The 22,900-nt window shown below is 60.6% G+C and carries 26 protein-coding genes; 13 read left to right on the top strand and 13 right to left on the bottom strand.

Translation table 11 applies throughout. The features are described 5' to 3' along the window. Positions 1–19 precede the first annotated feature (19 nt). Positions 20–1,351: a FliI/YscN family ATPase gene (locus tag PXK01_RS02270; RefSeq protein WP_274858702.1), complete on the bottom strand. Its 1,332-nt coding sequence runs from the start codon at positions 1,349–1,351 to the stop codon at positions 20–22. 88 nt (positions 1,352–1,439) lie between these two features. Here PXK01_RS02270 and PXK01_RS02265 point away from each other — a divergent pair, with 88 nt between their 5' ends. The 9 genes from PXK01_RS02265 to PXK01_RS02225 are packed head-to-tail and all read left to right on the top strand — an operon-like array spanning position 1,440 to position 5,993. Continuing rightward, a complete protein-coding gene (locus tag PXK01_RS02265; protein ID WP_274858701.1) occupies positions 1,440–1,829 on the top strand; it encodes a FlgB family protein in 390 nt (129 codons plus the stop codon). A gap of 14 nt (positions 1,830–1,843) precedes the next feature. Then, a complete protein-coding gene (gene flgC, locus PXK01_RS02260) occupies positions 1,844–2,236 on the top strand; it encodes a flagellar basal body rod protein FlgC (RefSeq protein WP_274858700.1) in 393 nt (130 codons plus the stop codon). Between the two features lie 25 nt (positions 2,237–2,261). Then, on the top strand, positions 2,262–2,558 hold the full coding sequence (gene fliE, locus PXK01_RS02255; protein WP_274858699.1) for a flagellar hook-basal body complex protein FliE: 297 nt from the start codon (positions 2,262–2,264) through the stop codon (positions 2,556–2,558). A gap of 3 nt (positions 2,559–2,561) precedes the next feature. Then, positions 2,562–2,834 (top strand): flagellar biosynthetic protein FliQ, encoded by a 273-nt coding sequence (locus PXK01_RS02250; RefSeq protein ID WP_274858698.1) that lies wholly within the window; start codon positions 2,562–2,564, stop codon positions 2,832–2,834. Continuing rightward, on the top strand, positions 2,834–3,547 hold the full coding sequence (locus PXK01_RS02245; protein WP_274858697.1) for a flagellar hook-basal body complex protein: 714 nt from the start codon (positions 2,834–2,836) through the stop codon (positions 3,545–3,547). The genes PXK01_RS02250 and PXK01_RS02245 overlap by 1 nt, the downstream gene beginning before the upstream one ends. Positions 3,548–3,557: 10 nt before the next feature. After that, positions 3,558–4,343 carry a flagellar basal-body rod protein FlgG gene (gene flgG / locus PXK01_RS02240; RefSeq protein ID WP_274858696.1) on the top strand — a complete coding sequence of 262 codons (786 nt, stop codon included), beginning with the start codon at positions 3,558–3,560 and terminating at the stop codon, positions 4,341–4,343. Next, positions 4,343–4,759 carry a flagellar basal body P-ring formation chaperone FlgA gene (flgA, locus tag PXK01_RS02235; protein ID WP_274858695.1) on the top strand — a complete coding sequence of 139 codons (417 nt, stop codon included), beginning with the start codon at positions 4,343–4,345 and terminating at the stop codon, positions 4,757–4,759. The genes flgG and flgA overlap by 1 nt, the downstream gene beginning before the upstream one ends. After that, the gene (gene flgH / locus PXK01_RS02230) at positions 4,759–5,499 is read left to right on the top strand and encodes a flagellar basal body L-ring protein FlgH (RefSeq protein ID WP_274858694.1); all 741 of its coding nucleotides are present in this window, start codon (positions 4,759–4,761) and stop codon (positions 5,497–5,499) included. The genes flgA and flgH overlap by 1 nt, the downstream gene beginning before the upstream one ends. A gap of 8 nt (positions 5,500–5,507) precedes the next feature. After that, the gene (locus tag PXK01_RS02225; RefSeq protein WP_274858693.1) at positions 5,508–5,993 is read left to right on the top strand and encodes a flagellar basal body-associated FliL family protein; all 486 of its coding nucleotides are present in this window, start codon (positions 5,508–5,510) and stop codon (positions 5,991–5,993) included. A 208-nt stretch (positions 5,994–6,201) separates the two neighbouring features. Here the strand turns inward: PXK01_RS02225 and PXK01_RS02220 are convergent, their stop codons facing one another. The 9 genes from PXK01_RS02220 to PXK01_RS02180 form a co-directional block, all read right to left on the bottom strand. After that, a complete protein-coding gene (locus PXK01_RS02220) occupies positions 6,202–6,597 on the bottom strand; it encodes a hypothetical protein (RefSeq protein ID WP_274858692.1) in 396 nt (131 codons plus the stop codon). Beyond that, the gene (flhB, locus tag PXK01_RS02215; protein ID WP_274858690.1) at positions 6,597–7,685 is read right to left on the bottom strand and encodes a flagellar type III secretion system protein FlhB; all 1,089 of its coding nucleotides are present in this window, start codon (positions 7,683–7,685) and stop codon (positions 6,597–6,599) included. The genes PXK01_RS02220 and flhB overlap by 1 nt, the downstream gene beginning before the upstream one ends. Then, entirely contained in the window at positions 7,682–8,461 is a 780-nt protein-coding gene (locus PXK01_RS02210; RefSeq protein WP_274858689.1) for a flagellar biosynthetic protein FliR, read from the bottom strand. Before PXK01_RS02210 ends, flhB begins: the two co-directional genes overlap by 4 nt. Further along, entirely contained in the window at positions 8,458–10,491 is a 2,034-nt protein-coding gene (gene flhA / locus PXK01_RS02205) for a flagellar biosynthesis protein FlhA (RefSeq protein ID WP_446728415.1), read from the bottom strand. The genes PXK01_RS02210 and flhA overlap by 4 nt, the downstream gene beginning before the upstream one ends. Positions 10,492–11,048: 557 nt before the next feature. Continuing rightward, entirely contained in the window at positions 11,049–13,520 is a 2,472-nt protein-coding gene (locus PXK01_RS02200; protein WP_274858687.1) for a hypothetical protein, read from the bottom strand. After that, complete coding sequence (gene motA / locus PXK01_RS02195) at positions 13,517–14,386, bottom strand: flagellar motor stator protein MotA (RefSeq protein WP_274858686.1); 870 nt, start codon at positions 14,384–14,386, stop codon at positions 13,517–13,519. The genes PXK01_RS02200 and motA overlap by 4 nt, the downstream gene beginning before the upstream one ends. A gap of 88 nt (positions 14,387–14,474) precedes the next feature. Next, complete coding sequence (locus PXK01_RS02190) at positions 14,475–15,092, bottom strand: MotE family protein (protein ID WP_274858685.1); 618 nt, start codon at positions 15,090–15,092, stop codon at positions 14,475–14,477. Further along, positions 15,092–15,544, bottom strand: coding sequence for a hypothetical protein (locus tag PXK01_RS02185; RefSeq protein WP_274858684.1), 453 nt, complete (start codon positions 15,542–15,544; stop codon positions 15,092–15,094). The genes PXK01_RS02190 and PXK01_RS02185 overlap by 1 nt, the downstream gene beginning before the upstream one ends. A gap of 9 nt (positions 15,545–15,553) precedes the next feature. After that, positions 15,554–16,072 carry a flagellar basal body-associated FliL family protein gene (locus tag PXK01_RS02180; RefSeq protein ID WP_274858683.1) on the bottom strand — a complete coding sequence of 173 codons (519 nt, stop codon included), beginning with the start codon at positions 16,070–16,072 and terminating at the stop codon, positions 15,554–15,556. A gap of 119 nt (positions 16,073–16,191) precedes the next feature. Here PXK01_RS02180 and fliF point away from each other — a divergent pair, with 119 nt between their 5' ends. The 4 genes from fliF to fliP are packed head-to-tail and all read left to right on the top strand — an operon-like array spanning position 16,192 to position 19,499. Continuing rightward, the gene (gene fliF / locus PXK01_RS02175; protein ID WP_274858682.1) at positions 16,192–17,865 is read left to right on the top strand and encodes a flagellar basal-body MS-ring/collar protein FliF; all 1,674 of its coding nucleotides are present in this window, start codon (positions 16,192–16,194) and stop codon (positions 17,863–17,865) included. Continuing rightward, positions 17,865–18,464, top strand: a complete 600-nt coding sequence (locus PXK01_RS02170) for an ABC transporter ATP-binding protein (protein WP_274858681.1) — start codon at positions 17,865–17,867, stop codon at positions 18,462–18,464. Before fliF ends, PXK01_RS02170 begins: the two co-directional genes overlap by 1 nt. Next, entirely contained in the window at positions 18,457–18,753 is a 297-nt protein-coding gene (locus PXK01_RS02165) for a FliM/FliN family flagellar motor C-terminal domain-containing protein (RefSeq protein ID WP_274858680.1), read from the top strand. The genes PXK01_RS02170 and PXK01_RS02165 overlap by 8 nt, the downstream gene beginning before the upstream one ends. Beyond that, positions 18,750–19,499 (top strand): flagellar type III secretion system pore protein FliP, encoded by a 750-nt coding sequence (gene fliP / locus PXK01_RS02160; protein WP_274858679.1) that lies wholly within the window; start codon positions 18,750–18,752, stop codon positions 19,497–19,499. Before PXK01_RS02165 ends, fliP begins: the two co-directional genes overlap by 4 nt. 133 nt (positions 19,500–19,632) lie before the next feature. On the opposite strand, the gene PXK01_RS02155 is transcribed toward fliP, so the two are convergent. The 3 genes from PXK01_RS02155 to PXK01_RS02145 all read right to left on the bottom strand — a co-directional run bounded on the left by PXK01_RS02155 (position 19,633) and on the right by PXK01_RS02145 (position 22,897). Continuing rightward, entirely contained in the window at positions 19,633–20,586 is a 954-nt protein-coding gene (locus PXK01_RS02155; protein ID WP_274858678.1) for a calcium/sodium antiporter, read from the bottom strand. Positions 20,587–20,789: 203 nt separating this feature from the next. Continuing rightward, positions 20,790–21,893, bottom strand: a complete 1,104-nt coding sequence (locus tag PXK01_RS02150) for a flagellar basal body P-ring protein FlgI (RefSeq protein WP_274858676.1) — start codon at positions 21,891–21,893, stop codon at positions 20,790–20,792. Beyond that, the gene (locus PXK01_RS02145; RefSeq protein WP_274858675.1) at positions 21,893–22,897 is read right to left on the bottom strand and encodes a flagellin; all 1,005 of its coding nucleotides are present in this window, start codon (positions 22,895–22,897) and stop codon (positions 21,893–21,895) included. Before PXK01_RS02145 ends, PXK01_RS02150 begins: the two co-directional genes overlap by 1 nt. Positions 22,898–22,900: the final 3 nt, after the last annotated feature.

Genomic DNA, 22,900 nt, shown 5'->3' with positions numbered 1-22,900 from the left:
GGTGAGGCGCGCGTTCTGTTCAGCGCCGCCCCCCGGCCGCCCGGCGCAACAGAAGCTTCAAGCGGTCAAAGCTGCCCTGCACATCGCCCGCCTCATCCCGGCCAAAGAACCCGTCCAGATCCGGCCAGAGTTTGACTGCCGTATCCAGGGTGGGATCACTGCCTTCGGAATAGAGACCCGCGCGGATCATCACCTCGGATTGTTCGTAAGACCCAAGGTACTTGCGCACCTCGAGGATCAGTTCATTCTCTTCCTTGGATGCCGCGGATGGCAGGCTGCGCGATACGGAGCGCGACACATCGATTGCCGGGAAACGGCCCCGTTCGGCGATTTCACGGTTGAGCACGATGTGACCGTCCAGAACACCGCGCAGAATATCTGCAATCGGCTCATCCATGTCGGAACCCGCCACCAGAACGCTGAACACTGCGGTGATATCGCCCTGATCGCCACTGCCCGGTCCGGCGCGTTCGCACATGCCGGTGATCAGCGGCGTGACCGAGGGCGGGAAACCGCGCAACGCCGGCGCCTCACCAGAGGCGGCAGCGATTTCCCGATGCGCCTCTGCGAAACGTGTGACCGAGTCGGCCAGAAGCAGCACATTCTTTCCTTGATCGCGGAAATGTTCCGCAATCGTCATCGCCGACCAGGCACAGCGGCGACGCACCAGCGGCGACTGATCCGAGGTTGCCGCCACGACAACCGAGCGCTTCATGCCTTCCGGCCCCAGGACCTGCTCAACGAAATGATTGACCTCACGTCCACGCTCACCAATCAGCGCCATGACGACCACATCGGCCTCCATGTTTTGCGCAAGTTTTGCCAGAAGCGTCGATTTACCAACACCGGATCCGGCAAACAGACCGATCCGCTGACCGCGCACGATGGGGAGAATCGTATTGAGAACCGACAGGCCGGTGCTCAGCCGCTCTCCCATATGGCGGCGTCCGGCGGCTTTGGGCGGCGGAGACATAATGTCCCGTGCCTCGGGGCCGCGCAGCAAGGGCCGCTCATCCAGCGGCTCTCCGAAGGGGTCGATGACCCGGCCGATCCAGTTGTCACTGGGGCAAAACTCGGGCGCGGAATAAAGAAGGACAGGATCCCCAATCGCAACGCGATCCGGTGTCTTGTCAGACAACATACTGATTTGATTAGATTCAATCTTGAGCACTTCGCCGTGCAACTCATCTTTGGGCCCACGGCGCAGAACCAGCCGATCCCCGATGCGTGCAATGGTCTGCAGGCCGGAGATCTGGATCTCGCCACCTGCAATTCCAATCACCCGCCCCATGGGAGTTGCCAGCCGCGTGCTCGCGATTTCTTCGGTCATTGCTTTCAGCTCAGCAATCATGATCCAGGCCTCCAATTGTTTCCCGCAAACTGTTTTTAAAGGAATCGGGGTTAAGCCTTGATTGAAATCGATCGAGGGAGAAGCCCCGGTGTTTACGGAACTGAATGTTTTCAAGATTGCATATGCCATGGCGACCCATGCCGGGAAACGCCAGGCATTGGTGTCACAGAACGTCGCAAATGCGGATACTCCTGGCTATCACGCCAAGGACATCAAACCCTTCAAGGAAGTCTACGCCGCCAATGCGCGGCCCGGCGACATGGTCGCCAGCCGTGCGTCGCATCTGAACGGCACGGCGGGCATTGGCATGGACTGGGCCGTCACCGAATCGGCGGCCGGTGCTGATCCGAACGACAACTCCGTGGCGATCGAAACGGAAATCCTGAAAAGCGTTGAAACCAAGCGTCAGCATGATCGGGCAATGGCGATCTACAAGTCGTCGATGAACATCCTGCGCGCAAGCATTCAACGCAGCTAGATGAGGGTTGAGCAATGAGCGAATTTGGAAATGCACTCAGCGTGACCGCAAGCGGCATGAAGGCCCAGGCCACCCGCCTGCGCCACGTATCGGAAAACATCTCAAACGCTGACACCCCCGGGTACCGCCGCAAGACCGTTCCCTTTCAGGCGATGCGCGACCTCAACACCGATGTCGAAGCGGTCAAGGTCGGTCGCGTCACGCTGGACCGCAGCGATCTTAAAAAGGTCTACGACCCGTCGCACCCCTTGGCGGATGACAGCGGTCACTACCAGGGCTCCAACGTCGATCTGATGATCGAGATCGCGGACGCCCGCGAAGCCCAGCGCAGCTATGAAGCCAATTTGAAGATGTTCGATCAGACCCGGCAGATGTCCGCGTCCCTGATGGACCTTTTGAGAAAATAACACCCCCTGAACCAGGAGATCCAGAATGGATATTCGCTCTCTTTCCGCCACAAGCGGCTATGCCGCCGCCCGCCCTGCAACGCAGGCCGACCCGGATTTTGTCGCCAACAGCGCCACCGAACGGGCCAAGGCAAGTTTTGAAAACTTCACCAACACCCTGAAAACCAGCGAGCAGGTTTCGGTGCAGGCGATGACCGGCAACGGCGATCCGCATGCCCTGGTGCAGGCTTTGGCGCAGACCGAACTGGCGGTTGAGACCGCCGTGACCGTGCGCAACAAGGTCGTCGAGGCCTACCAGGAAATCCTGAGGATGCCGGTCTAAGCCATGATGAACGAGGGCCTGTTCTACGACACACTGCGCCAAGCCCTGTGGGCGGCCGTGATGATGTCCACACCGATTCTCGTGGTGGCGCTGGTCGTGGGCCTGGCCGTCGGCTTGTTCCAGGCCTTGACCTCGATTCAGGAGATGACCCTGACCTTCGTGCCGAAACTGGCCGCGATCGTCGTCGTCTTCTGGGTCTCGATGGGTTTCATGACACAAACACTTGTGGCCTTTTTCAATGGTCACGTCATTCCCCTGATTTCTGGAGGTTCCTGATGGAAACCGCGGGCTATGCAACCCTTTCCCGTCAAAGCGGGCTGATGCGCGAAATGCAGGTGGTGGCGAATAATATCGCCAACGCGGCCACCACCGGATACCGCTCCGAAGGGCTGATCTTTTCCGAATACGTGAAAACCGCGCCGGGCCAGCAGTCCATGTCCATGGCACGCGCCAATATTCACAACACCTCGCTTGAACAGGGCCAGTTGACCAAGACGAACGGGTCTTTCGATTTTGCCATCGAAGGCGATGCCTTCTTCATGGTGGAAACCCCGCAAGGCGAACGTCTGACGCGCGCCGGCGCCTTTTCCGCCAGTGCCGAGGGTGATCTCGTCACCATGGATGGCCACCGGGTGCTGGATGCCGGCGGCGCGCCCGTCTTTGTGCCCACGGATGCCGAATCGGTTCAGGTCGGCACCGATGGCACCATCAGCGCCGATGGCCAGCCCCTGGGCCAGATCGGCCTGTTCAAGCCGGTCGAAAAACACACCATGTCCCGTGAAGACGGCGTGATGTTCCGCGTCGATGGCGATGTGGAACCGGCGCTGGATGGGCGCATCCTTCAGGGATTTCTCGAAGGATCCAACGTGAATGCCATTCATCAGGTGTCACGGATGATCGAAATCCAGCGGGCCTATGAAATGGGCCAAAGCTTCCTGTCCACCGAGGACGAGCGCATTCGCGCCGCCATCAAGAACCTGATCAAGTAGGAGAGACACCATGCGTGCCCTTAAAATCGCAGCCACCGGCATGAGCGCGCAGCAACTGCGTGTTGAAACCATTTCGAACAACCTCGCGAATATGAACACCACCGCCTACAATGCGCGGCGGGCAGAGTTTGCCGATCTCCACTATCAGCAGGTGTCGCGCGCAGGCACCGTGAACGCCTCGGATGGCACTGTGCTGCCAACCGGCGTGCAGGTTGGCCTGGGTGTGCGCCCGGCAGCCATCTCGCTGCACCTGGCCCAAGGCCCCCTGCAGGAAACCCAGAACGACCTTGACCTGGCAATTGACGGCAAGGGCTATCTGGAGGTCACCCTGCCCTCGGGTCAGGCGGCCTATACCCGCGATGGTGCCCTGAAACGCTCTGCCGAAGGGCTGATCGTCACCTCCGACGGCTACCCGGTGGCGCCCGATATCACCATTCCCGATGATGCGCGCAGCATTTCGATCAACGCCGAAGGCGAAGTCTACGCCTATTTCGACGAAGCCGCCGAAGGCCAGCTGCTGGGTCAGCTCTCCCTGTCTGGCTTTTCCAACCCCAAGGGGCTGGAAGCGATCGGCAGCAACCTGTTCACCGTGACCGAAGCTTCGGGACCGGCAGTGGTTTCGACCGCGGGCGAGGATGGTCTGGGCACCCTGCGTCAGGGCTACCTGGAGGCCAGCTCGGTCGATGCGGTGCGCGAAGTCACCGAACTGATCGAAGCCCAGCGCGGCTATGAAATGAACGCCAAGGTCATCTCGGCCGTTGATCAGATGATGGGCGCAACCACACAGGTCCGCTGATGAAACTCAAGCTCGCCCTCCTTGCCGCGCTGATCGCGCAGAGTGCTGCCGCCGATGTTCTGGTGCCGGTCCGCACGATTCGGCCCAAGGAAATCCTGACGGCACACGATCTTGCGCTCAAACCCGGAGAGGTCCTGGGTGCCCTGTCGGATCCCAGCGAGGTCGTCGGGCTGGAGGCCCGGGTCGCGCTATATCCCGGTCGCCCGCTGCGGCCGGGCGATATCGGCCCTCCGGCAATCATAGAGCGCAACGACCTGGTCATCCTGACCTTCCGCCAGGGTGGGCTCACCATTTCCGCCGAAGGGCGCGCGCTGGGGCGCGGCTCGGAAGGCGAATTGATCCGCGTGATGAACCTGGCATCACGCTCCACCGTAACCGGACGCATCGCGGCCGATGGCTCCGTCGAGGTAAAATAATGAAAAACCGTGCACTCTCTTCAAAAGCTGCCCTGGCAGGGCTGATCATCCTCGGCGCCTGCGGACGGGCAGACCATATCGGCAAGCCGCCATCCTTTTCGCCGGCCAACGAATCGTCCGAACATGTTGCCATGCTGTGGCAAGGGCTGCCCGTGGACAGCCAGCCGCAACGCGCGGTCGACAACGCCTCCCTGTGGAGCGGATCGCAGAACTCGCTTCTGGGAGATCGCCGCGCGATCAAGAAGGGCGATATCATGACGGTGGTCATCGAGATCGACGAAACCGCAGAGATCAAGAACGACACCGCCCGCTCGCGCTCCGGCTCCGAGAGCCTGGAATTGCCGCAGCTGTTGGGCCTGCCGCAGCGCCTGGACCGACAACTGCCTGATGGCGCCTCCGCCGCCAACGCCGTCGAACTCGGCAGTTCCAGCGCCGCCTCGGGCAAGGGCTCGGTGAAACGCAGCGAGAAACTGGAACTGCGCGTGGCAGCCACCGTTGTGGATGTTCTGCCCAATGGCGTTCTGGCGATCAGCGGTTCGCAGGAGTTGCGCGTCAATTTCGAGATGCGCGAACTGCTGGTAACTGGCTATGTCCGCCCGCAGGACATCAGCCGCCAGAACGAAATCACCTATGATAAGATCGCATCGGCCCGTGTGTCCTACGGCGGACGTGGCCAGATCACTGACATGCAGCAACCGCGTTACGGCCAGCAGGTCCTGGACGCCATCCTGCCATTCTGAGGTAAGTCATGCTTTCAAAGTTACTGCCTGTCATCCTGTTGATCGTCGGTGTCGGCGCCGGAATCGGTGCGGGCATCGTGCTTGCTCCGGCGCCAGAACCCGAGATGGCCGCAGCGCACGATGGTCCCAAGGCCGAGCCAGAAGAATCGGATCCGGAAAACCAGCCGGCCGAGCACGAGTTCATCAAACTGCCCAATCAGTTCATCGTTCCGGTCGTGGAGCGTGATGCGCTGACATCGATGGTGGTGGTGACGCTCAGCCTGGAAACCAAGGCTGGCATGGCCGAGAAGATTCGCATGTATGAACCGAAACTGCGCGATGTCTTCCTGCAGGTGCTGTTCGATCACGCCAACATGGGCGGTTTCCGCGGCGCCTTCACCCGTTCGGATGTGATGAACCCTCTGCGCACCGCCCTGCGCGAGGCCGCGCAGCAGCAACTTGGCAAGGATGTCTATGATGTCCTGATCATGGACATCACACGCCAGGACGTCTGAACCGAGCCAGGCAAATCAAAGAATGGAAAACGGCCGGAACATAATGTTCCGGCCGTTCTTCGTTTCTGATCCCAGGCTGCGCAGGCATGGCTGGGTATTCCTATCTGACGCCGAGGCTCAGTACGCTTCGATTATCTGAAATGCGGGTATGGTCCCACGCCTTGAACCCCATGGATTTCAAGGCGCGGTGACTGGATGAGCTTGCCCTCTAGTACAAGAGCCGTTCCTGCAGGGCCTTGATCCGGGCGGCTTTGGTCCGGTCGCGCTCGGCCTTGGCCATATCCTGGATCGCGGTTTTGCGACCGAAGCTCTTGCGCAGCTTGTCCATGGCGACCAGTTTCTTGGCGGTGGCCTGAGCCAGTTCAGTATTGAGTTGCCGCCGTGTCCGCGTGTGCCAGCCTTCCCACAGGAGATCGGCCCCCAGGGCCTTCATGGCGTGGCTGTCCTCGGCCTGGGCCCGCGTCTCCTGCACCTGTGCCTTCAGCTTGTTCAGCTGGCCACGCAGCCGGGCCTCTTCGTCAAGAACCGGTTTGATCCGGGCATGTTCCCGCAGGTATTGCGCCGCGGTGACGGCTGCCATCTGATCCAGCATTTTTTGTTTCATCAGATCCTTCCTTTGGCCCGCTCGCGCATTGCCTCGGCAAAGCGGATCGCTGCCGCGACCGGAGCATAGTGTTCTTCCATGATTTCCTCGCCAATCTCGATGGTGGCATGCAGGGCCCGCGCGGTGGGCGGATCGCTGTGGATCGGCACCGCGTTCTCATTGGCGACACGACGGATGGCCGCCGCGACTTCATCCACACCCTTGGCGACACATTTGGGCGCCGACCCCTGTTCGCGGCTCCACTGCAGGGCAACCGCATAATGGGTCGGGTTGACGATCACCACATCGGCCTTGGGCACATCGGCCAGCATCTGCCCCATGGCGATCTGCTGTGCCTTCTGGCGCCGTTGGCCCTTCATGTGCGGATCGCCTTCGGAATCCTTCATCTCGTCCTGGATTTCCTTGCGCGACATCATGTTCTTGCGCCGATGTTCGGCATGCTGGAACGTGGCATCGATCACCCCGATCGGCAGAGCAATCAGCAGCGACAGAATCAGAAACTCCATCCCCAGTTTTGACAGCATCATCACGACCGAGAAGGCACCGGTGCCCGAAGAGGCGATCATCTCCGGCATGCGGTAGCCCAGGTACAGGCCAAGGCAGATCGAGTAGAGGACAAGCTTCAGGAAACTCTTGAAGAACTCGAACAGCCCGGCCCGGCCGAACTTGTTCTTCGCGTTCGAAATGATCGAGATCTTCGAGACCTTGGGTTCCAGCTTGCTGGGCGCGAATACCATGGCGCGCTGAGCAAGGATCGACAGCAGCACCGCGGCGAAGGGCACGACGAACATCGGCAAAAGCGGTGTGGCCAGGGCCATCATCAAACCGCCCACAGGTGCGGTTCCCGAGCCGGAAAAAACAAGTTCGGCCAGACGATCCGGTTGATCCAGCAAGGACATGAGGGCGGTTCCGAAGCCTTCCATCATGCCGCTGCCCGCTGCATAAAGAGCAACCAGAAGCCCCGCATAGGCCGCTGCGACGGACAGGTCGGTGGACTTGGCAACCTCACCCTTTTCCCGCGCCTTCCGGAGCTTTTCCTCCGTCGGCTCAAATGACTTCTCTGAATCGTCGTCCTGGCCGCCGCTCATGGCATGTTGCCTCCCGGATCCGCAAGAAAGCCCATCAGGGCCCGATACCAGACATCAAGAATCATCGGACTGGCGATCATCAGGATGAACAATCCGCCAAAGGTGATCACCGGCGCACCGACAAAGGCCACCATCAGCTGCGGCATTGCCCGGTTGATGACGCCAAGCGTCAAATTGTAGATCACCGCGGTGATCAGGAATGGCGCCGCCAAGGTGAAGGCCATGTAGAAGCTTTGCGAGATCCGGTAGACGCCCCATTCCGACAGCCCGGCCGCGCCGGGAAACAGTCCCACCGGAAAGGCGTCGTAGGAGTAGATCATGAACTGCGCGACCCGCACGTGCAGCCCCAACATCACCGACAGCGCCAGAGCAGACACCAACAGCACCGCGCCCAGGGCCGGCATCGCCTCGGCGCCGATACCGCCCAGAACCTGCGACAGCGAGGTACTTTGGGCAGCAATGGTTCCTGCGGTCTGGATGGCATGCACGAACAGCCTGATCCCGACCCCCAGCGCCAGACCGATGACCGCCTCACTGACGGCATAGCCTGCATATTGCAGCGGTCCTGTCGGGATCGGCATCTGCGGCAGCGCGGGCGCCACAATCGCGGTGAAGGCCAGCGCAATGGCCAACTTGATCTGCGTCGGAACATATTGCTCGCCAAAGGCGGGCAGGACCGCGGTCATCGCCCCGATCCGAAGAAACACCATGGCCCCATGCCAGAAGGTGGCGCCGAATAGCGCCACCAGCTCTGGTGGGAGATCCAGAGGATTCATGCCTGCACCATGCCCACCAAGGCGGGGCGCGCCTCCAGGCCGATTTCCTCGAAGGAGAGGACCGGATTGGTGATGCCGCGCGACTTCAGGATGGTGCGCAGATAGCGACGGCGGCGGGTCGAGGTGACAACCGCGGCAAAGACCCCCTGTTCGGTGATCGTCGTCAGCCGCTCGCTCAGCCCTTCGGCCAGGCGGTTGAACATATCGGGCGGCAGCGCGATATCGAGACCGCCGTTCTGGGTATCCACCTGATAGGTCGAGAAGGTATCCTCCCACTCGGGTGCAAGCTGCACCAGCGGGATCGTGCCATCCTCTCGCTTCATCTCGGACACCAGCTGGAAGCCCATGCGCTGACGCACATGTTCGCAGATCAACTCGGGCTGGGTGACATGCACGCGCGCCTCGGCAATCGCTTCCAGGATCAAGGGCATGTTGCGGATCGAGACGCGTTCGTCCAGCAACAGGCGCAACACCGAATGCAGCACATCCATCGGCACCTTGTCGGGCACCAGGTCGTCCAGCAGCTTGCGGTTGGCCTCGGCCCGGAACGCATCCGACAGCTCGGTCATCTCGTTCAGCAGGCGGCGCAGCGACTTCAGCGTCAACAGGCGCGAGAAGTTCTGCTTGATCACTTCCAGCAGGTGGGTCGCCAGGATTTCCGGAGCCGTCACCACCGTGGCACCGGCCACGGCAGCCTCGTCCTGGCTCTTGCTGGAGATCCAGCGTGCAGGTGCGCCGTAAACGGGTTCGGTCACATCGGTGCCCGGCGGCAGAGCCGAATGGTTGTCGGGCATCAATGCCAGAACCATATCGGGATGCAGGGTCCCACGGGCCTGCTCGACGCCCTGAACCTTGATCACATAGGTTCCCATTTCCAGATCCGCCTGATCCGTCAGCCGGATCTCCGGCAGGATCAGGCCGAAACTGGTGGCGATATGGGTTCGCATATTGGCAATCCGCGCATCCAGACCGGTGCCTGAATCCAGAACCATGCTGACCAGATCGGGCGAAAACTCCAAATGCAGGTCATCGAGATCCAGAATGTCACCCAGTGCCTTGGAGGGCTCGGGGTTGGCAGCCTCTTCCAGCTGCTCTTCCACCTCGGCCTCTTCGGCTTCCTGTCGTTTCATCTGGATGCGATAGGCCAGGAAGCCAAGAACTGCGCCGCCAGTGATGAAGGGCAGGAACGGCAGGCCCGGCACCAGGGCAAACATCACCATCAGGACCGCAACCGTGGTCAGGGCGGCAGGGTGCTTGCCGAACTGTTCGAACAGCGCGATATCGGTGGCGCCGGTGGCACCGCCACGCGCCAAGAGCAGCGCTGCCGCGATCGAGATGATCACCGAGGGGATCTGCGAAACCAGGCCGTCGCCCACGGTCAGGATGGCATAGGTTTCAAAGGCGCTGCCAACCGGCATGCCATGCACCAGCACCCCCATGACCAGGCCCATGACCAGGTTCAACAGGGTGATCAGAAGACCGGCAACCGCATCGCCCTTGACGAATTTCGATGCACCGTCCAGCGAGCCGAAGAAGGTCGTCTCGCGCTGGTCGTTCTCCCGGCGAGCCCGGGCGGTGGCATGGTCGATGGCCCCGGCGGACATGTCGCTGTCGATCGCCAGCTGTTTACCGGGCATCCCGTCCAATGCGAAACGCGCGCCGACCTCGGCCATACGGGCGGCGCCCTTGGTGATGACCATGAAGTTCACGATCAACAGCACGCCAAAGACCACAAGGCCCAGGAAGACGCTGCCGCCCATCACGAACTGGGCAAAGCCCTGGATCACATCCCCGGCGGCATCGGTGCCGGTATGGCCCTGACCGATGATCAGCTTGGTCGAAGAAACGTTCAGCGAAAGCCGCAACATCAAGGACGCCAGCAGGATCGTCGGGAAGGATGAGAAATCCAGTGGTTTCTCGATAAACAAAGTGATGGTGAAAATCAGGATCGCCAGCCCGAAAGAGGCGGCAAGACCCACATCCAACACCCAGGAGGGCATCGGCAGGATCATCATCACGATAATGGCCATCAGAGCCAGCGCCAGAAGCACGGTGGGGCTGAACAACTGTTGCGTGGTTAGCTTGGGCACCTGTCTTGTCCTCTATTTCAAGATGTCAGGGCATGCGGAAAACAGGCCGCAGCGCGCTGAGATTTTGCAGAAGATCGTTCTTCATGCGGCACGCAAATCGCAGCCGCACGCCTGTCCGAGAGTGTTTTCCAGCCAAGAGAGGCGCCTCGCTCCGACTGTCTGGCAAGGCTCCCGGCCTCAATACCGGGGCATTCGTCCTCAATGGGCGCTTGGTATGCGGCAACAGGCCAGTCAGCCCGCACAGCACGGTGCGATCCATGATCACCCAATAAAATAGGAAGCATGTCAGGCATTTGTGGCCGCCATTGGCTCCACCGCCGCCCGACCAGGCGCGTTTTTTGTTGTTTGTCCGGCATTCTGCCCGTTCCAATTGCGGATTCATCCGCAGATCAAGCTAGGGCCAGACGGTTTATAAACCGTTATCATTCAATGCAAAGACCGCGCCCGGAGGGGCGCGGTCATGGACATGACGGATGGCCAGGAACGGCGTGTCAGACCTAGTTCTGGGGAGTTCTGGCCGCACTCAGCTGATTGAGCAGATCCTCGATCCCGCCACGGGTGCCCTGGCTGCTTTCGACAAGGGCGCGCGCATGCGCCAGCGGGGTCAGACCTTCGGGATCCTTCGCGGTTTCGCCGATTTCCGTGGTCACATCCGCAACCCTGCGAAATGGCGCTTCTTCCCCCGCATCGATTGACTGGATCGCGTCCATGTCTTCAGAGTGCCAGAAGCCGCGTGCCGCTGCATTCGGGTCCTGCGCAACCTGCATATACTCGCCCGAGCGACCATATTCACCATTGCGCCACAGGGCCTCGGCCCGCAGCCGGTTGGCCTCGGTGCCCTCAAGCCCCATCAGCTCGACCAGGGCACGCTGGGGTTTGTTCAGCGCCAGCGCCGCTTCGGCCAGCATCAGACGGCGGTCTTCATTCTCAGGTTCAAGTGCCAGCTTCTTCAGGATCGACATCGCCTGTTCGGCAAAGCCGAGATCCAACAGCCGCTGGGCAACGATATCCGCAACCGGAGCCGCCTCGCTGGCGGTGGACTGCTTGGCAAAGACCAGCGCATATTGCAGGAAGGTCACGTCATCGGCGCGTTCCGCCAGCAGCGTCATCAAGGGTTCAAGCGCATCCGCCCGCGCCGCAGGACCATCGCGACTGGTGACGATCTTCAGCTCCTGAAACGCGTCGTGAAAGCGGCCGGTCAGCGCCAGGGCAGTAATCTCGGCCTGGCGCAGCTCGGCGCCCAATTCGCTGTCCTTGTTCTCATGCTCATAGGATCCGGCCAGATCCGGCACATCCGGCGACAGCGCCGTACGTTCCCGATAGCTGAGCGCGATCAGATCGATCAGCGCCACAGGCGTGTTTTCGGTCCGTTCGGTCACCTCGTCGGTCAGCTTTTCCGCGGCCGTTTCGGTATCACCGGCCAGATCCGCAATGGCCGCCTCCGCCATGTTCATTTCCGGAATGTCCTCGACCCCGGTCCGGTTCACCGCCCGCAGGATCGCTTCGGCCACATGGTGCTGCTCTGCATCGGCAAAAATGGAGCTGAGCTTGGGTCCGAGGTGCACACGCAAATGCACCGGCAAGCGGCCAAAGGCCTGCTGGATCGCATCGGTATTGGCACCTTTCTTGATGCTGCCATCGGCCAGGACCGACCACAGGGCCGTGTCGCCATCGCAGATCTGCTGACCGGAAAACACATGGTTGACCGGCAGCGGGTTACCATCAAGCAGATCGGCCATCTCATTCAAAATTTTGCGCTTTTCTTCCTTCAGCCGATCCTCGGGAACGCTTGAGAGCATCGCCTTTGCCTCGGAACCGAAGCCAAAGAACAGATAGAGCTTTGCCAGGGCCAGAACACTCGCCGGATTGACGTCGTCAAACTCCCGCACCAATGCCCCCCGCAAGGGGCCAAGCTGGTCGGCAAAGGGACTGTCATTGCCCCACAGGTGGATGGCGACATGGCTGTTCGGCAAACACAGTCCGGGGTCCGAATCGTTTTGCTCGGCACGGTTGATCAGGCCGGATTCGCGGTCGATGGCCGATGTGATCGAGATATTGGCCAGCGGGTCCAGCGGACGGCCATCGCGCCCCAGGGGATTGAGCTGCCGCGCACCGGCATCGATCTGCGTTTCACCGGCAGCAATATCCAGCAGCCCCTGGTTTGCCGCCCGGCCGATCTGCTGCAACAGGCGTTGCTCAGAGACATTCACGGTCGCGGCCCGGGCCGATTCTTCCATATCCAGGAGCAGGTTCACTTCCGGTAGTGCCTCACCATCGGACGCTTCACCCATATTGGCATCAACCGCATCCGGTGCGGGCAGACCTCGCGCCTCGGCCAGACGTTCCAGCGGCAAAACAGCCGGTTCGCGCGGCGCGGCAGGTTCCGGCTTTGCACTGGGTTTGGCCGTGGCCGCGGCAGGCACGGGCGGCGCATTGCTGGCAATGTTCGCGGCGGTGTCCAGCGCCAGACGCGCATCGGCGATTGCACTTTGGCCAAGGTTGAAACGGTATCCGGTATTTGGCTGTTCCGACGTTGCAAAGGGCGCGATGGGGAAAACCGGGGCGGTGCTGCCGGTGGAGGCATAGACAGGATCGTCGCTGCCATCCCGGATGTCGACCACCAGGTAGCCGTCGCTTTGTACGTAGGAGCGGATTTCACAGTTGCAGCCCAGGTCCATCCGCAGAGGCTGTCCGGGCGCGGCCTGTCGAATCGCCTGCAGGCGATCGCGCGGAATAAGGTTGAACACGCGCGACGTGTCGAAGACGACATCCGGTGCACCGATGTTCAATGTGGCGCTGCGCCCACTTTGCGTCAGCGACCAGTCTGCCCCGCTGGGCAAGCGCATGACGAGCCGGGAAAACCCGTCATGTTCACCCGAGCGGGCCACAATTGTCTGGGCCCGGGATTCTCCCGCCACCAGACTGCCGACCGCAAGGCCCGCAAGTATCGCGAATGCGCGCAAGATCATGCTGCGTCCTGTTTCACCGATCTAAGAGCTTCTTCCAGTTCCGAAAAACCGGGACGGATATGAGACGGCGTATTCTGACGGCCGACTTCGATGCAGATTGCTGCCGCGTGGTTGTGCAGGTTGGCCACCAGCACTTCGCGGATCAGCTGATAAAAATGAGCGTCTTCCTCGGTGACCGATTTCACCCGGCTGGCGAAGGGGCCGACCAGGCCATAGGCCAGGAACACGCCCAGGAAGGTACCCACCAGGGCGCCACCGATCATCTTACCCAGAACTTCTGGCGGCTGATCGATCGAGCCCATGGTCTTGATCACGCCAAGAACCGCCGCAACGATGCCCAGAGCGGGCAGGCCATCGGCCATGGTCTGCAAAGCGTGGCTGCCATGCATCGCGTGATGCAGGTTGGCTTCCATGCGCTTTTCCAGAACTTCCTCGACCTGGTGCGGATCGTCGTAGTTCATCGAGGCTGACCGCATGGTATCGCAGATCAGGTTCACGACTTCCTTGTCGGACAGGATCTTGGGGTACTTGTTGAAGACGGAGGAGTTCTCCGGATCCTCGATGTGCTGTTCCACCTCGACCGGATTCGCCCGGGCGATCCGGATCAGGGCAAAGAGCAGGCACAGAAGATCCCGGTAGTCATCCGGCTTCCACTTGGGGCCCTTGAAGACCTTTCCGACGTCCTTGAGCGTATGTTTGATGCCGCCCATGTCGTTGCCGATAAAGAAGGCACCGACTGCCGCGCCACCGATCATCATCATCTCGAAAGGAAGCGACTTCACGATGATTGCCATCTTGCCGCCAGCCAACAGGTAGCCACCAAAGACCATGGCAAAGATGATGACGATACCTACAATCCCGATCATAGGTTCACTCCGAATTTTGTTGCTTTTTAGAAGCTTAGTTGAGTCTGATTAAAAAAGACTGATCAAGCGGCCGCAAACGGCCACCAGATTATTCCTTGGGCACCGCGCCATTGCGTCCGGCCAGGACCACACTGATGGTATAGGCTGCTTCCGGGCTCAGACCGGCCATGATTCCAGCTGCCGCCTCGGGGCGCATGCGGGCCAGGAAGCCTGCCGCAAAGGCCGGATCCATCTCTTCGAACAGGGCCGCCGATTCCTTGGGCTTCATCTGTTCGTAAACCGTGGTCAGCCGGGCAACATCCGCCTCGGTGGCCCCATCTGCCAGCGCCAGCGTCGACTTCAGCTTTTCCTCGGCGTCCTGCAGGGCCGCCAGCTTCTTTTCGATGGCCTGATCGGCGATCTCCAAAGCCTTCATCCGATCTTCGATCTCGGCTTCGCGGGCCGTAAGCGCAGCTTCCCGTTCCTTGAAAGCGGCCAGCATCTCCTGCAGCTCCGCAGAAGAGGGCATCGATTCGCCGCGCATCTCGCCCTTGTCGGCATGCCCTGCGTCATCGTCTTGTTGCAGGCTTGCCACCTCGCGCGCAATGGCCGGTCCTGCCTCGATGCCCAGCCGCACAACGGCCGAACCCATCAGCAGGATCGCAATCATCATCAGGGTGCCGCTCTTGGCGCGACCGCCCTTCTTGGCCTTTTTCTTCTCGCTCATCACGCCACCCGATTCTGACCGCGGCTGTGGCGAACAAACATCAGACCAGAAGAGCTGGCCGCCTCTTCAGCGGGTTTTTCCGGCTCGCCCTGCGTTTCATAAGCGGCCGCCAGGGCGTCGCTTTCTTCTGCGGGCTTGGCTGCTGCGGGTGCGGGCGGAACAACGGCTTCGGGCATGTCATGCATCGATGCCATCATCAGTTCCAGCCGCTGGGCAACCGTTTCGGCGCGCCCGGTCAGCTGCTCCAGCGCCTTGCTGGAACCGTCCGACACCTGGCGTGCCGAAACCAGTGATTTGTTCAGATCGTCCACCTGCGCCGAAAGAACCGCGACGGCACCGCCGACGCCCTTTTCCAGATCGTTGAACCGTTTCAGCCGGCGCGCCAGCACCAGACAATAGAAACCGGCTCCAAGAGCTCCAGCTGCAAGCAGGATATCAGCAATAAGGTCCATCCTGTCCTCCTAGTTTAGTACGAAATCCATGATCAGCAGATCACGCACACGCCCCTGACCGGTGGCTATGTTGATCCGCCGCAGCATCTGTGCGCGCAGTTTTGGCAGGGCCATCGGATCTGACAGATCCTCGACCTCCAAAGCTCGCAGATAGCTGTTCAGTACATCGACAACTCGTGGGAGGACTTTTTCGACTTCGGCCTGGTGAACCACGTCGACCTCTAACTGAGCACGGAATCGAAGATGCATCATGCCGCTGGGAGCGCGCATAGATATCACGATCGGTTCCATTTCGATGAAAGCAAGATTGGCAATATCCTCTGCCGTCTCGCCACTATCCACGCCTTCTGGCGCCTCTTCGGCCACATGCGCCGATTCGGGCGCGTCTTTCTGACCGAAAGGAAGAAGGCCTGACTGAACAGCGAAAAATCCGCCGCCCGCACCAGCAACGGCAAGCACAACCCCGATAATCAGGGGCATTTTGCTCTTTTTTGCTGGTTCTTCTGTATCCACTACAGCGTCTGTCATGGCTATTCCTATAACGTCGTGCACCCTTTTCATAACCTGCGAGGAACTAACCGAATGTTAAGGCCGTTCGGTCAAAAAGGTTGCACGCCGGACAGAATGCCGGTGCGACGGAGGTTAATGTGCAGCAGATCAAGAATGTCTGGGCAGGTTTGGACACCAGGAAGCGCCTGATCGTGATTGGCGCGACTTTGGCAGTGATTGTCAGCGTCCTTGCGATGTCCAATTTGGCGAGCAAGCCAACCATGAAATTGCTCTACGCCGGGCTGGAAAGCGGCTCGGCCGGAGATGTTGTGAGCTCGCTTGAGCAGCGCAACATTCAATATGAAGTCCGCGGCGGCTCTATCTATGTACCGGCTGACAGGCGCGATGAGTTGCGCATGACGCTGGCCAGCGAAGGCCTGCCTGCAAACGGCGGTCGCGGCTATGAGCTGCTCGATTCGCTCAGCGGCTTCGGAACAACATCACAAATGTTCGATGCAGCTTATTGGCGTGCAAAAGAAGGCGAACTGGCGCGCACGATCGTCGGCAGCCCCCATGTCAGCCAGGCACGGGTCCATATCGCCAATACAGGAACGAATCCCTTCCAGCGTACAGCTGAAGCGACCGCATCGGTTTCCGTGGTACCGATGGGTTCGCCGATCACCCCGGCGCAGGCAAACGCGATTCGCTTCCTGGTGGCCTCGGCCGTAACCGGGCTGGCGGTGGACAATGTCGCCGTGATCGATGCCAATGGCGCATTGATCGGATCGACCGAAGCGGCAGCTGCCGCTGGTGCCGGATCCGATGACCGGTCCCAAGCCATCCGTGAACGGGTGATGCGCCTGGTCGAAGCGCGTGTGGGGCAAGGCAATGCCGTGGTCGAAGTCAGTGTCGAGACCGTAACCGACACCGAATCGATCCGGGAAAAGCGGGTTGATCCCGAAAGCCGCGTCGCCATCAGCACCGATGTGGAAGAACGCGCCGATTCCTCGCAGAATCAGGCCGGTGAAGTCACCGTGGCCTCGAACATCCCGGACGGAGACGCTGCTTCCGGACAGGGATCCAAGGCCAACACAAGTGCAACGCGCGAGCGGGTGAACTATGAAATCTCCGAAACCGAAAAAGAAATCGTCCGCGGCCCGGGTGCCATCAAGCGTCTGACCGTTGCCGTCTTGGTGAATGGCTCCGTCCTCACCAATGATGCGGGCGAAACGACCTTTGCACCGCGCCCCGAAGAGGAGCTGCAGGCCCTGCGCGAGCTGATCTCGGCCGCTGTCGGCTTTGATGAACAGCGCGGCGACGTGATTACGCTGAAATCGATGGATCTGCCTGCGGTCGAACCGCAAGGGACCATGGCCACCAGCTCCTTCATGGACAACTTCTATCTGGATGCCATGTCGCTGATCCAGATGGCGGCCCTGGCGATTGTCACGCTGATTCTCGGCCTCTTCGTGGTCCGCCCGATTCTGTCCAGCCAGGGCAGCGGCGCCTCTGTCGGAGCGCTGGAGGGTCCAGGTGGGGCCTTGCCGGATCTGCCGCAGCTGGGAGGTGGTGGTGACTTCATGTCCAATCCGGACCTGGGCGCCAATCTCGCGCTGGATGGTGAAATCCAGGACGATATCGGCGGCGGCTTCGCACCCCTGGGCGACATGCCCGCGATGGGTGGCAACATGGAAGAACTGGCCGGTCTGCCCGCACTGGGTGGCGGAAGTGAAAACCCCGTGGATCGCCTGCGTGCAATGATCGGCGAACGCCAGGAAGAGACCGTCCAGATCCTGCGCGGTTGGCTGGAAGAAAATGAGGAACGTGCCTGATGAGCATCACTCACCTTCTAGAGGACTTCGGCGGTGCAACCGCCGTTGAACCCGAGGAACCGGGACTGACGGAAGAGGCGGTCGAGGAACAACGACTTGTCTCTTTCGAAAAAGGCTACAGCGCCGGTTGGGAAGACGCGGTCAGTGCAAAGGACCGCGAATCCACCCACGTATCCGCCACCCTGGCCAGCTCGCTCGAGGATCTGAACTTCACCTATCACGAAGCGCAGACGCAGCTGATCGAATCGCTGGATCCGATGTTCAAGGTGCTGACCAGCGCGGTTTTGCCCGACGCCATGGCGGCCACCTTCGGCCACCATATCGTCGATCAGCTGACAGACATGGCGCGCAACCAGACGGACCAGGCGATGCGCATTGTCGTCTCGCCCGGCGAAAGCAACGCGGTGCGTGCGCTGGTGTCCGAAAACGTGTCGGTGCCGGTGAAGGTCCAGGAAGACGAAAGCCTGTCCCCTGGCCAGGCCTACCTGCGGGTCGGAGCGTCCGAACGCGAAATCAACAGCTCTGCGCTGCTCGAGTCGATCCACGATTCGATCGACGCCTTTACCTATCATGTCAGAGAGGACAGCCAGTATGGATAACGCAGCCGATCTCAATATGAAAGCAACCGACGCCAGCAACCCCTTCGTGTCGGTCCCCGTCGAGGTGGTCGTCTCGGTCGGCAAGGCGCGGCCGCTGATCCGCGACCTGGTCAACCTGGGCGAAAACGCGATCCTGACCCTGGACAAGCGGGTCGAGGATCCGGTGGATCTCTATGTCGGGGATCGCCTGGTCGCCCGCGGCCAGTTGGAAGAAATGGAAGGCGATCAGGCAGGCCAGCTGGCCGTGCGCCTAACGGAAATCGCCGATCTGCAAAACGGTCTGGGATGACACAGAAATCTATCGCCGCCTACGCGGTGCTGGCAGCCCTTGTGCTGCTGGCGCTGCCACAGGCCGCTGTTGCTCAAGAATTGAGCCTGTCTTTGGCGGATGGACAGTCGATTTCGGCGCGCTCCATCCAGCTCATTCTGCTGATCACGGTCCTGAGCCTGGCTCCGGGCCTGTTGATCATGATCACCTGCTTTCCGTTCCTGGTCACGGTTCTGTCGATCCTGCGCCAGGGCATCGGCTTGCAGCAGGCTCCGCCCAACATGATGATCATCAGCCTGGCGCTGTTCCTGACTTATTTCGTGATGGAACCGGTTTTCACCGAGGCCTGGGTGACCGGCATCAACCCCCTGATCGAAGAGCAGGTGGATGTGGAGACGGGCATCACCCGCGGCCTGGAACCGTTCCGTGCCTTCATGGCCAACCGGCTGGATCCCGATACCTTCTACGCCATTGCCGACCTGCGCCCTGCGACCGAGGGCATCGACCCGACGCCCGACGCGCCCCTGTCGGTGCTGGTCTCCAGCTTCCTGCTGTCGGAAATCGCCCGCGCCTTCCAGATCGGCTTTTTGGTGTTCCTTCCCTTCCTGGTCATTGACCTGGTGGTCGCCGCGATCCTGATGTCCATGGGTATGATGATGGTGCCCCCGGCGGTGGTCTCCCTGCCGTTCAAGCTGGCGTTCTTCGTGGTCGCCGATGGCTGGAGCCTGATCGCCACCGCATTGGTGCGCAGCTACTATCCATCCTAGCCGGACCAGCGGATCTTCAAGACAGATCTCAGCCCTCCGAACAGCGGTTCGGGGGGCTTTTTGATTCTATCCCGTGAAGGTGCATTCTGCAGAAAATCAATGTCCGATACATGCCTGCAGTGCCTCCCTGTCTTCAGGTCAGAAGCACGCCAAGGTAAACCGCGTAGGCCAGAACGAAGAGCCCACCCTCACGCCGGGAGATGGCCCAGCCGGTTCGCGCAAAGCCGATGAGAACGAGCGTCGTGGCACAGAGAACCCAGATATCCAAGCTCGCAATCTGGCTTGGAATGTCCATCGGTTGGACAAGAGCGGTGATCCCGAGAATGCCCAGAATGTTGAAGATGTTGCTGCCCAGGACGTTTCCCAGGGCGACAGCTCCTTCGCCTTTTCGGACGGCAATGATCGAGGTGACGAGTTCCGGCATCGACGTTCCGATCGCGACAATGGTCAAGCCGATCACCGTTTCCGAAAGCCCCGCCGCCTGCGCAATCGACACGGAACCGGACACCAGGGACTTCGCACCAACAATGGTCATTGCCAAACCGGCCGCTGCGATCAGCAGCGAAACGCCGAGCGAGGTTTTCGGCCCGGGCACGGCCTCGGCTTCACTTTCATAGATGACTGCCGCCGGCGTTCCCCCTGCCCGTTTCTCGGACCAGAGCGTACCCACAAGATAGGCTGCCAAAGCCAACACAAGCCCCGCACCGAACAGTCGGCCAATTTCGCCAATGAGAACGGCCCCCAGACAAAGTAGCGTCGCCAGCACCACCACCGTTCCGTCGCGCCGGAACGCTTTCGGGTCAACCGCGATCGTCGCCATCCAGGCCGCAATGCCAAGGATGAGGAGAACATTGCCGATATTGCTGCCAACAACATTTCCGACTGCGATGCCGGAAGACCCGGAAAGCGCAGCTTGCAGGCTTGTGACCAATTCCGGTGTCGAGGTTCCAAAACCAACCAGTGTCAGCCCGATCACCATCGGCGAGATGCCGAATGATTTTGCAGCGGAAACGGCACCGCGGACCAGGAATTCACCGCCGACAACCAGACCAAGAAGGCCAAGAACAACGAGGAGTGATGCGCTCATTTCAGGCGGGGCTTTCTACAAAGTATCGGTGCAGATTTGGGCGTTTGCTCCTGTGTTGCAAGAGCCCGAGCCAACTTTCGTCAGCTGCGCAGCGTTGCGCCGGCTTGGGCTCCAAAGCCGACCTGTACTTGTTTTCGCAATGACCAAAGAAAAGCCCGGACCGCAGAGGCAGCCCGGGCTTTTGTATTCAGCTGTGTTTGCGATCAGCGCACGACAAATTCCGCGTGCAGGGCTCCGGCGGCCTTCAGGCTTTTCAGGATATCGATCATGTCCCGCGGTGAGACGCCCAGAGCGTTCAGACCCGCCACCACCTCGGACAGGGAGGTGCTTTCGGGCACTTCGGCAAGCTGGATGCCATCCTCTTCCTCGATGGCGGCACCGGTGCGGGGCACCACGACCGTCTGACCCTCGCCAAAGGGATTGGGCTGCACCACCAGCGGCGCCTCTTCCACCCGCAGGGTCAGGTTGCCCTGGGCCACGGCCACCCTCGAAATCCGCACGTCGCTGCCCATGACGATGGTGCCAGAGGCCTGATCGACAACCACTCGCGCCTTGCGCTCGGGTTGAACCAGGATGTTCTCGATACGACCGACCGCATGTGCGGTGGAGCGGGCATTGGTGCGCTGGATGTCCACTTCGACGGTGCCGGAATCACGCATCAAGGCAACGCTGCGCCCAAATTCCCGGTTGATCGCCTGTTCGATACGGCCTGCGGTGGTGAAATCCGGCTCCCGCAGGGCAAGGCGCATGGACGAGAGGGAAGCCAGATCGAAATCGATCTCCCGCTCCACCCGGCCACCCGAAGGGATCACCCCCGATGTCGGGACGCCCTGTGTCACGGTCGCGGCCTCTCCTTCGGCCACGGCACCGCCTGCCAGGATGGTGCCTTGTGCAACCGCGTAGATCTGACCGTCCGCCGCATTCAGCGGGGTCATGATCAGGGTTCCGCCCAAGAGGCTTTTGGAATCGCCGATGGCCGAGACCGTCACATCAACGGTGCCACCAACACGGGCAAAGGGCGGCAGTGTCGCCGTCACGAAAACCGCCGCCACGTTCTTGGGCCGGAACTGTTCGCCGGTCACGTTGACACCGAGACGTTCCAGAATGTTGGACATGATTTCTTCGGTGAAGGGCGAGTTGCGCAACCCGTCGCCGGTGCCGTCCAGACCCACGACCAGACCGTAGCCGACAAGGTCGTTGCCCCGCACACCATCAAATTCAACCAGATCCTTCAAGCGGATCGCGCTGGCCTGCGCCATGGCGGGAAGCAGCAGGCAAAAGATCAAAAGACGCAGCATATTCATCATCACATATAATTCAGCAGCGACAGCTGGGAGCTGCGCGCGGTCACGGTGTAAAGGCTTTCCAGCTGCAGCTGGGCCTCTTCCAGGCGGGTATAGGTTTCATAGGGGTCCGCCGCGACAAGCTCGTTCCTGGCGATGCTCAGGCTGGTGCGGCTGGCCGTATTCTTGGTCACAACCCGCTCCAACTGGCCTTCGATGAAACCAATGCCGGACTGCTTGTTGATCAGTTGTTCATTGCTGTTGGCCAATTCAAAACCCATTTCCTTGGCCAGTTCGACCTTAGTAGCATCGCTCAGGCCCAGGGCGCCTTCATTGATCAGCGCTCCAATCGCCAGGCTTTGCAGCGGATGCTTCAAAGCAGGGTCATCTGCGCGCAGGGAAAGAGTCACGCTTTCGCCGTCTCCCACCTCTACCGGGGACAGATCGCTGGTAGAGCCAACATACATCGCATCGTCAAACCCGAGTGGATCGGCAAACCAGTCCTTCACAGCCTGGATGATATCCGCGCTGTCCGTCAGCCCCGATACCTCTGTCACCAATTCGGTCATCAGGGTTTCGGCACTGTTCAGCGGTGATGTGGATGTGGCTGTCCCTGCAAACAGGCTGCGCCCACCTACCCATGAATTGAGCTTGCTGATCGCGGTTTCCAGCTCCACACGCCCCCGCTGACCAAAACGTTCCGCATCTTCGCCTTTCATGGACGGTGCCAGCCCCAGAACATCGTCGCGCAGATTCTGCACATTGGACTGGATCTGTTCGAGACTGCCCTGCATGCCGGTGGCAAACAGCTTGGCCTCGCTTGCCGCAATGTCGTAGCTGTCGAGATGTACGAGGTTGGTCTCAATATCGGCAAGATAAGTGAAATCTCCACCGAGCCTGGAGGTAATATCCGCCACCGTTCCCGAAGCAAGTTCCGCAGAGAGCGTCTCAATGTTCTCTTTGAGTTCGGCATTGCGGCTGCGCAGGAACATGTGCTGTGCCAGATCGCCATAGGACTTAATAATCATTCA

The sequence above is a fragment of the Phaeobacter sp. PT47_59 genome (genome assembly GCF_028890025.1).
Classification (GTDB): Bacteria; Pseudomonadota; Alphaproteobacteria; order Rhodobacterales; family Rhodobacteraceae; genus Phycobacter.
This window is presented reverse-complemented; position numbering and strand designations above follow the sequence as displayed.

Bases quoted from the DNA above. Each gene is read 5' to 3' on its own strand.
- PXK01_RS02270 (WP_274858702.1), bottom strand. From the start codon at position 1,351: ATGATTGCTGAGCTGAAAGCAATGACCGAAGAAATCGCGAGCACGCGG.
- flgC (WP_274858700.1), top strand. From the start codon at position 1,844: ATGAGCGAATTTGGAAATGCACTCAGCGTGACCGCAAGCGGCATGAAG.
- fliE (WP_274858699.1), top strand. From the start codon at position 2,262: ATGGATATTCGCTCTCTTTCCGCCACAAGCGGCTATGCCGCCGCCCGC.
- PXK01_RS02250 (WP_274858698.1), top strand. From the start codon at position 2,562: ATGATGAACGAGGGCCTGTTCTACGACACACTGCGCCAAGCCCTGTGG.
- PXK01_RS02245 (WP_274858697.1), top strand. From the start codon at position 2,834: ATGGAAACCGCGGGCTATGCAACCCTTTCCCGTCAAAGCGGGCTGATG.
- flgG (WP_274858696.1), top strand. From the start codon at position 3,558: ATGCGTGCCCTTAAAATCGCAGCCACCGGCATGAGCGCGCAGCAACTG.
- flgA (WP_274858695.1), top strand. From the start codon at position 4,343: ATGAAACTCAAGCTCGCCCTCCTTGCCGCGCTGATCGCGCAGAGTGCT.
- flgH (WP_274858694.1), top strand. From the start codon at position 4,759: ATGAAAAACCGTGCACTCTCTTCAAAAGCTGCCCTGGCAGGGCTGATC.
- PXK01_RS02225 (WP_274858693.1), top strand. From the start codon at position 5,508: ATGCTTTCAAAGTTACTGCCTGTCATCCTGTTGATCGTCGGTGTCGGC.
- PXK01_RS02220 (WP_274858692.1), bottom strand. From the start codon at position 6,597: ATGAAACAAAAAATGCTGGATCAGATGGCAGCCGTCACCGCGGCGCAA.
- flhB (WP_274858690.1), bottom strand. From the start codon at position 7,685: ATGAGCGGCGGCCAGGACGACGATTCAGAGAAGTCATTTGAGCCGACG.
- PXK01_RS02210 (WP_274858689.1), bottom strand. From the start codon at position 8,461: ATGAATCCTCTGGATCTCCCACCAGAGCTGGTGGCGCTATTCGGCGCC.
- flhA (WP_446728415.1), bottom strand. From the start codon at position 10,491: ATGGCCATTATCGTGATGATGATCCTGCCGATGCCCTCCTGGGTGTTG.
- PXK01_RS02200 (WP_274858687.1), bottom strand. From the start codon at position 13,520: ATGATCTTGCGCGCATTCGCGATACTTGCGGGCCTTGCGGTCGGCAGT.
- motA (WP_274858686.1), bottom strand. From the start codon at position 14,386: ATGATCGGGATTGTAGGTATCGTCATCATCTTTGCCATGGTCTTTGGT.
- PXK01_RS02190 (WP_274858685.1), bottom strand. From the start codon at position 15,092: ATGAGCGAGAAGAAAAAGGCCAAGAAGGGCGGTCGCGCCAAGAGCGGC.
- PXK01_RS02185 (WP_274858684.1), bottom strand. From the start codon at position 15,544: ATGGACCTTATTGCTGATATCCTGCTTGCAGCTGGAGCTCTTGGAGCC.
- PXK01_RS02180 (WP_274858683.1), bottom strand. From the start codon at position 16,072: ATGACAGACGCTGTAGTGGATACAGAAGAACCAGCAAAAAAGAGCAAA.
- PXK01_RS02170 (WP_274858681.1), top strand. From the start codon at position 17,865: ATGAGCATCACTCACCTTCTAGAGGACTTCGGCGGTGCAACCGCCGTT.
- PXK01_RS02165 (WP_274858680.1), top strand. From the start codon at position 18,457: ATGGATAACGCAGCCGATCTCAATATGAAAGCAACCGACGCCAGCAAC.
- fliP (WP_274858679.1), top strand. From the start codon at position 18,750: ATGACACAGAAATCTATCGCCGCCTACGCGGTGCTGGCAGCCCTTGTG.
- PXK01_RS02155 (WP_274858678.1), bottom strand. From the start codon at position 20,586: ATGAGCGCATCACTCCTCGTTGTTCTTGGCCTTCTTGGTCTGGTTGTC.
- PXK01_RS02150 (WP_274858676.1), bottom strand. From the start codon at position 21,893: ATGATGAATATGCTGCGTCTTTTGATCTTTTGCCTGCTGCTTCCCGCC.
- PXK01_RS02145 (WP_274858675.1), bottom strand. From the start codon at position 22,897: ATGATTATTAAGTCCTATGGCGATCTGGCACAGCACATGTTCCTGCGC.